6 protein-coding genes, 1 tRNA gene and 1 pseudogene are annotated in these 7,022 nt (G+C 65.8%); 6 read left to right on the plus strand and 2 right to left on the minus strand.

Annotated features, from left to right (window positions below):
- The first annotated feature begins 167 nt into the window (after window positions 1–167).
- Both VJ811_RS16000 and VJ811_RS16005 read left to right on the plus strand, forming a co-directional pair.
- Window positions 168–761 (plus strand): 5-formyltetrahydrofolate cyclo-ligase, encoded by a 594-nt coding sequence (locus VJ811_RS16000; RefSeq protein ID WP_324074187.1) that lies wholly within the window; start codon window positions 168–170, stop codon window positions 759–761.
- Window positions 758–988: a DUF2842 domain-containing protein gene (locus tag VJ811_RS16005; RefSeq protein WP_324074189.1), complete on the plus strand. Its 231-nt coding sequence runs from the start codon at window positions 758–760 to the stop codon at window positions 986–988. Before VJ811_RS16000 ends, VJ811_RS16005 begins: the two co-directional genes overlap by 4 nt.
- 80 nt (window positions 989–1,068) lie before the next feature.
- Here the strand turns inward: VJ811_RS16005 and VJ811_RS16010 are convergent.
- Together VJ811_RS16010 and VJ811_RS16015 are read right to left on the minus strand one after the other, a co-directional pair.
- A tRNA-Asp gene (locus VJ811_RS16010) sits at window positions 1,069–1,145 on the minus strand.
- A 43-nt stretch (window positions 1,146–1,188) separates the two neighbouring features.
- Window positions 1,189–2,388 carry an AI-2E family transporter gene (locus VJ811_RS16015; protein ID WP_414711963.1) on the minus strand — a complete coding sequence of 400 codons (1,200 nt, stop codon included), beginning with the start codon at window positions 2,386–2,388 and terminating at the stop codon, window positions 1,189–1,191.
- A 258-nt stretch (window positions 2,389–2,646) separates the two neighbouring features.
- Here VJ811_RS16015 and VJ811_RS16020 point away from each other — a divergent pair, with 258 nt between their 5' ends.
- The 4 genes and pseudogenes from VJ811_RS16020 to VJ811_RS16035 form a co-directional block, all read left to right on the plus strand.
- On the plus strand, window positions 2,647–3,585 hold the full coding sequence (locus VJ811_RS16020) for a hypothetical protein (protein WP_324074193.1): 939 nt from the start codon (window positions 2,647–2,649) through the stop codon (window positions 3,583–3,585).
- 11 nt (window positions 3,586–3,596) lie between these two features.
- Window positions 3,597–4,061 (plus strand): hypothetical protein, encoded by a 465-nt coding sequence (locus tag VJ811_RS16025; RefSeq protein WP_324074195.1) that lies wholly within the window; start codon window positions 3,597–3,599, stop codon window positions 4,059–4,061.
- A 74-nt stretch (window positions 4,062–4,135) separates the two neighbouring features.
- Window positions 4,136–5,200 carry a hypothetical protein gene (locus tag VJ811_RS16030; protein ID WP_324074197.1) on the plus strand — a complete coding sequence of 355 codons (1,065 nt, stop codon included), beginning with the start codon at window positions 4,136–4,138 and terminating at the stop codon, window positions 5,198–5,200.
- A 68-nt stretch (window positions 5,201–5,268) separates the two neighbouring features.
- Window positions 5,269–7,022: pseudogene (locus tag VJ811_RS16035) on the plus strand (hypothetical protein); the annotation flags it as partial.

The raw sequence follows: 7,022 nt of genomic DNA on the forward strand, positions 1-7,022 counted from the left end.
CTTTTGCGAAAATCCCTGAGGCGATACATCATCCTAGGGGGCTGTCCCTGCCCGGACCCTGGTCCGACGTACATGGTCCCCACCTGACGTTACTGGCGTCAGAGGACTTTCCAGCAAACGACCTCGGCGGTCCCGCCAACCGTTCACAGCAAGTCCCAGAGGAGGCGATGACCAACTTGTCCGCCAATCTGGTCCATCAAAAGCAGAAATTGCGCGAGAAATTGCGTTTTCGCCGCAAGCATTTCGCGGCGAATCTCGACGGGATGGCGCAGCTTGCGGCCTTTCGCGCGCTGCCCGCGCCGCTGTCCGACCTTCTCGCCGATCACGCCGTCGTTGGCGCCTATGCCGCGTCGGACGACGAGCCCGATATCCTGCCGATGTTCGCTGGCCTTGCGGAAGCGAGCGCGCTCGCCCTGCCCCACCATGCCGGGCGGATCGCCGAAATGGACTTTCGTCATTGGCGGCCCGACGAAGCGCTGGTGAAGGGGCCTTGGGGCACGCGGCAGCCCGCGGACGATGCGCCCTTGGCAACTCCCGACCTCATCTTCTGCCCGCTCGTCGGGTTCGATCGGCAAGGCGGCCGGATCGGTCAGGGTGGCGGACATTATGATCGCTATTTCGCCGCGCACCCCGATGTGCTGCGGATCGGGATCGGATGGTCGGTGCAAGAAATCGACGCGGCTCCCCGCGAATCGACCGACATCGCGCTCGACGCGATCCTGACCGAACAAGAATTCATCCTTTGTGGAGACCGTTTGTGAGCCAGCTACCCGCCGATCCCCAGCCGAGTTGGCGTAAACCCGCCGGCATGTTCCTGATCCTGACGCTGATCGCGGTGTGGACGGGGATTGTCGTCAGCGTGTCACCATGGGTCGGCACCTGGCCGGTGCTGGTGCAGGCGGTCTTCTATCTCGCCGCGGGGATCGTCTGGATCCTGCCGCTGAAGCCGCTGCTGCGCTGGATGGAATTGGGGAAATGGCGCGGCTGAAGCGCCGCGCCATTTTTCCCGATTTCCAGTGAGGAATGGTCCCAAGACGCGGTGGCCATTCCGTCCGAAAATGGAAGGAATGGCGCGAGTGACGGGGCTCGAACCCGCGACCTCCGGCGTGACAGGCCGGCACTCTAACCAACTGAGCTACACCCGCGTGTGCTTGGGAGCCGCGCCAATATGGCGCTCGCCCCGACCTGTCAACCGTCGCTTTCCTCATGCGTGCGATTTAATCGATCGCGCATCTCGTCGGTCGTCGTCAAAGTGCCATGTTCGAACAGGAAACCCGCCAGATCGGGGGTTCCGGTCGATGCGAGCACCGTCTGCAGGATGAGCAGCAGCGGCACCGCCAGCAGCGCGCCCGGCGTCCCCCACACCCATCCCCAGAAGCTGAGCGACACGAGAATCAGCAGCGGATTGATCGTCAGACGCTTGCCGAGCACCAGCGGCGTGATCAGATTCGCCTCGACCAGATGGACACCGATGAAGATCAGCGCGGGCAGCAGCGCCAGCCCGACGGCGTCGAACGTCATCAACCCGCCCAGCCCGAGCAGCACCGCGGCGACGATCGGGCCCAGATAGGGCACGAAATTGCAGATGCTGACGATCCCGCCCCACATGAAAGGCGACGGCATTCCCAGCGCCCAGAGCAGGAGCGAGACGGTCAGGCCGAGAATCGCGTTGATCATCGTGATCGTCGCCAGATAGTCGGCGGTCGCATCGACGACATTCTGGATCACGCGCGCGGTCTGCATCGCGCCATCGAAGCTGCCGCGCCGCCGGATCGTGCCTTTGCGCAGCCGCGTCCAGCCCGACAGGAAGAAGAAGATCACGAGCACCGCGAAAAAGAGCTGGATCGCGGCCGAGGGCGCCGACGAGATAAAATAGTCGACGACCGAGGTCGGCGCGGTTGCCGCCACCGCCTGCGCCGTCGCCTCGGTCCCGCTCGCCACCGACATCAGCGTGCGATCGACGAAGCGTTGCAGCGTCGAATAAAAGTCGATGAGCGGTGCCAGATTGCTCTGGATGCGCGGGATCGATTCAGGAATGCGCGCAAACCAGCCGGTGGCGGGTACGACGATGATCGCGAGCGCGGCGTTGATGATCGCCAGAAAGACAGCAAGCGCGAAGAAAGCCGCGAGCGCCGACGGCAAGCCGCGCCGTTCCAGCCATTCGAGCAGCGGGACGAGCGCGATCGCAATGACGATCGCAGCGGTAAGCGGCAGGAAGAATTCCGCGCCCGCCTGCAATGCGAAGGGCAGTATGAGACAGAAGCTGGCGCCAAAAAGCAGCGCGAGCGCGGCGAGAAGCCGGTCGCGACGGAAATCGTCGATCTCGATCTGGTGCAGCGGATTGACGCGCAGCGGCCGTCCTTCCTTGCTGCCCCTGTCCTCCGCCACCCCTGCTCTCCTCGTCAATCGCGGCATCTTACGCGCGCTTCGCGTGTCGCGCCAGTCGCCCCGTTTTGCGACGACCGGCGCCCTTCCTTGTCCCCATTTGGAGCAAAACACGTCATTCTACCTGCTTTTTAACCAGAAATTACCCTTTATCGACGACTGAAGGCTCCAAGGACCAACCTATTCGGAGTCAAAATGATGATGATAGCGCCTGTGGGGGGCGCGAAGCATCGGCTTCTTCCCTCTTGTTCAGTCATTGCCGTGCTGGCCGCGTTCGCGCTGCCGGCACAGGCCGAGGCCGCCGGCACACGCGCCGGCTCGACCATCAGCAATAGCGCGAGCGCGAGCTTCGACACGGGCGGCGGCACGACGACGGTCGATTCGAACCGCGTCGACCTGCTCGTCGACGAACTGCTCGACGTCACGGTCGATTCGAGCAATCCCGCCGACGTTCCGACGACACCGGGTGCGACGGGTCAGCTGCTGACCTTCGCGGTCACCAACAACGGCAATGGCGTCGAAGCGTTCGGACTGACGACGATCGCCAACGCGGGCGGCGACAATTACGACCCCGCCGTCACGCAAATCTATCTCGACAATGGCGACGGCCTTTTCGACGCCAGCACCGACACGCTCTATACGCCGGGCGCGAACGATCCGTCGCTGGCCCCCGACCAGAGCATCACCGCGTTCGTCCTCGCAACGACGCCCGGAACGGTGGTCGACGGCAATCGCGGCATTGTCAGCCTCGTCGCCGCAGCGAAGACGGGCACCGGCGATCCCGGTGACAGCTTTGCCGGTCAGGGTGAGGGCGGCGGCGACGCCGTCGTCGGCTCGACCGGCGCCGATGGGCAGGATGCGGGCGCCTTCGCCGTCTCGGCGGCGACCGTCACCCTCGTCAAATCGGCGGTCATCACCAACACGCTCGGCACCGCCGACCCGATCCCGGGCGCGACGATCACTTATACGATCGTCGCCACCGTCGCGGGCAGCGGTTCGGTCGGCGGCCTTGCGATCACCGACAATATTCCCGCGGATACCAGCTATGTCCCCGGCTCGATCACGCTCGGCGGCGGCGGGCTGTCCGACGCCGCCGACGCCGATGCGGGCGATTACAACGGAACGCGGATCAACGTCGCACTCGGCACCGTCGCCGGCGGCCAGACCCGCACCGTCACCTTCCAGACCCTGATCGATTGATGGAGATGCGTATGCGCACCGTCCTTTTCCTTTTGCTCGCGATGCTCGCGCCGGGCCAGGCGTTCGCCGCGAACCAGGTCGCGCTCGACAATGCCGTGTTCGTCGAACGCGTATCGACCGACGCACAAGGCAAGCAGAAGATCCTGCTCGAAGAACCGAAGGTCGTCGTTCCCGGCGACCGGCTCGTCTTCGTGCTCCATTATCGCAACGCCGGCGCGCAGCCGGCGGACAAGTTCGTGATCACCAACCCGATGCCGTCGGCGGTCCGTTTTGCGGACGCCGGCGACACGCGCCCGTTCGTTTCGGTCGACGGCGGCAAGCAGTGGGGACTGCTTGCCGACCTTTCGGTTCCGATGGAGGGCGGCTCGCGCCGCGCAGCACAGCCGGCCGACGTCACGCACGTCCGCTGGGCTTTCCCGAAGCCGATCCCGGTCGGCGGCACGGGCAAGCTCATGTTTCGGGGAGTTGTCAAATAGCGAAGGAATAAAACCGCTTAACGGTTGCCAGCGGTGGGGAAACGGCAACCAGCATAAAGCCCAGGAGCTCAGCTATGACCAGCAAGCTGACGTATATGGGTGTCATCGGTCTGGCGGCGCTTTCGAGCGTCGCCGCCACGCCGGCCTTTGCCGCCGGAACGACCGCGGGCACCACGATCACCAATACAGCCACCGTCGACTATCAGGTCGGGGGCGTCGCACAGGGACAGCAGTCGGCGTCGAACAATTTCACCGTCGACCGCAAGATCAACCTGCTCGTCGAAGAAGTCGGCACGGTCACCACGAATGCCGTGCCCGGACAGACGAATGCCGTCACGACGTTCCAGCTGACCAACAGCTCGAACGAAATACTCGACTTCGCGCTCGTCGCGTCGCAGATCGTGGGCGGGACCGCCGCGCACGGCGGCACCGATACCTTCAACGCCAACAACGTCCGCATCTATCGCGATAACACCGTGACGGGCACGATCGGCAGCTGGGATGCAGGCGACACGCTCATCACGGCTTATGTCGACGAGCTCGTCGTCGACACCGCGATTCGCCTGTTCGTCGTCTCCGATATCCCGGCTGGCCTCGCCAACAATGCGGTCGCCGGCGTGACGCTGCGTGCCACCGCGCGCGAGGGCGGACTTGCCAGCACCCAAGGCGCGACAATCACCGAAACCACCGGCGCGAATACCGCAGGCAAGGACACGGTCTTTGCTGACATCGCGGGCGTGGCGGGCGATATCGCACGCGACGGTTCGCATAGCGATAACGACGACTATACGGTGCAGACGGCGACACTGGCGGTCACCAAGACCAGCCGCGTCATTTCGGATCCGTTCAACAATACGACAAATCCGAAGCTGATCCCCGGGGCGGTGGTCGAATATTGCATCGCCGTCGCCAACAGCGGCGGCGCGGCGGCGACATCGGTGGTGATCAACGACCCGGTTCCGGGCCAGTTGACGTTCAATGCGGGCACGATCCTGCTGAGCGGCACGGTCACCAGCGGGACGTGCGATTTCAACGGCACCGCGGGCGGCAGCTACACGGCGCCGAACGTGTCGGGGACGATCGCATCGATCGCAGCGGGCGCCGCAAGCACGCTCGTCTTCCGCGCTACGGTCAACTGATCGGGTAACGGGCGGGGCAGCGGGCGTTCCGGCGAAAGCCGGGCTCCGCTGCTCCCTTCGGGGCTGTCATGGCACTCCGCGCGAAATTGACCGGCCTTGTGACCGCCCTGGTCGCGGCAGCGATGCTGCCTGCGACACCCCCTGCGCGCGCGCAAGTGATCACGAACACGGCTTCGGCGCAGTGGACACACGACGGGCAGCCCGGTCAGGCGCTGTCGAACCGCGTCGACGTGACGGTGACAGCGCGGCCGGCGCCGCCGCCGGCGATCGCGACCTATCGCCTGACGAACGGCGGCGGCGGCAAATCGGTGGCACTCGCGCCGACGCAGTGTAACCGTCCCGCAGCGCGTGGCGCGACGAGCACCGTCGACCTCGGCGGCGTCTATGAGGGCATCTCGACCGCTCCCGCCTCGCTGCAATCCACCAACAATTTCCGGGCCGGCGAAGTCCTCGTCGTCGGGGTCACGCTCGCATCGGCGAATGCCGATCCGCAGGGGCGTGACACCCTTCCCGTCGTCCTCGAACTCGAAAACGGCGACCGCGAAGCGATCACCCTGACCGAGACGGCGAACAGCAGCGGCGAATTCGTCGGCATCATCAACACGATCGGCGTTCCGCCCGCCGTCGTACCGGGCGATTGCCGCCTGTCGGTCAACCCCGGCGCGCCGCTAACGTTGCGCGTCACCGACCAGGCGAACGCCAGCCTCGTCGCGCTCGCGACGATCAGCTTCCTCGTCGATCCGTTCGGCATCGTCTTCGATAGCGGCGACGGCGCCCCCGTCGCGGGCAGCCGCGTGACGATCGTCGACGCCGCAACCGGCCAGCCGGCGCAGGTGTTCGGCGACGATGGCGTCTCGGCCTATCCCTCGAGCGTCGTCACTGGCCAGAGCGTCACCGACGCGGGCGGCACGACGTACAATTTTCCGCCGGGCGACTATCGCTTTCCCTTCCTTGCGCCGGGCACCTACCGCCTGATCGCGGTGCCACCCGCGCCCTATACTGCGCCGTCGAAATCCAGCGCCGCCGATCTCGCCGGTCTCCGCCGACCCGACGACGGCCAGCCCTTCACGATCGCCGGCGCGAGCTATGGCAACCCCTTCACGTTGAACAGTCCCGCGCCCGTGCGCGTCGACATCCCCGTCGACCAGCCCGGACTGCCGCTGGTCCTGCGCAAGACGACCTCGACGCAGGTCGCGGTGCCCGGCGACGTCATCCAATACCGCATCGAAGTCGCGAACCGCGACCCGCGGCGCTACACCGGCGCGGTAACCGTCCGCGACGTCCTGCCTGCGGGGATGCGCCTGCGCGCCGATACGGTGCGGGTCGATGGCGCCCGCGTCACCGCCGACGTCGCCGCCAATGGCCGCGAGTTCACTGTCACCCTGCCCGGCATCGCGGCATCGCGTTCGGCGCTGCTCACCTATCTCGCCGAAGTCATCGTATCGGCCCAGCCGGGCAATGCGCTCAACCGCGCGACCGCGACCGACAATCGCGGTTCGACAAGCAATGTCGCCGAAGCCACGATTTCGATCAAACGCGACCAGCTCGGCGACCGGATGACAATCATCGGCCGCATCACCGATGGCGGTTGCGGCGTCGATCCGGGCAAGGCCGACAGTGTCGTGGGCGTACGCGTGATGCTCCAGGATGGCAGCTACACCGTCACCGACGCGGATGGCCGCTATCATTTCGAGGGCGTGCGCCCCGGCCTGCACGTCGTCCAGATCGATCCGTCGACGCTGCCACTCGACCGCGAGGCGATCGATTGCGCGCGCTCGACGCAGAGCGCGGGCAGCGCGATCTCGCGCTTCGTCGAAGGCCG

It is taken from the genome of Sphingopyxis sp., from assembly GCF_035250425.1.
GTDB lineage: Bacteria > Pseudomonadota > Alphaproteobacteria > Sphingomonadales > Sphingomonadaceae > Sphingopyxis.

Coding starts and splice junctions, on each gene's coding strand:
- VJ811_RS16030 (WP_324074197.1), top strand. CDS start 4,136: ATGACCAGCAAGCTGACGTATATGGGTGTCATCGGTCTGGCGGCGCTT.
- VJ811_RS16025 (WP_324074195.1), top strand. CDS start 3,597: ATGCGCACCGTCCTTTTCCTTTTGCTCGCGATGCTCGCGCCGGGCCAG.
- VJ811_RS16000 (WP_324074187.1), top strand. CDS start 168: ATGACCAACTTGTCCGCCAATCTGGTCCATCAAAAGCAGAAATTGCGC.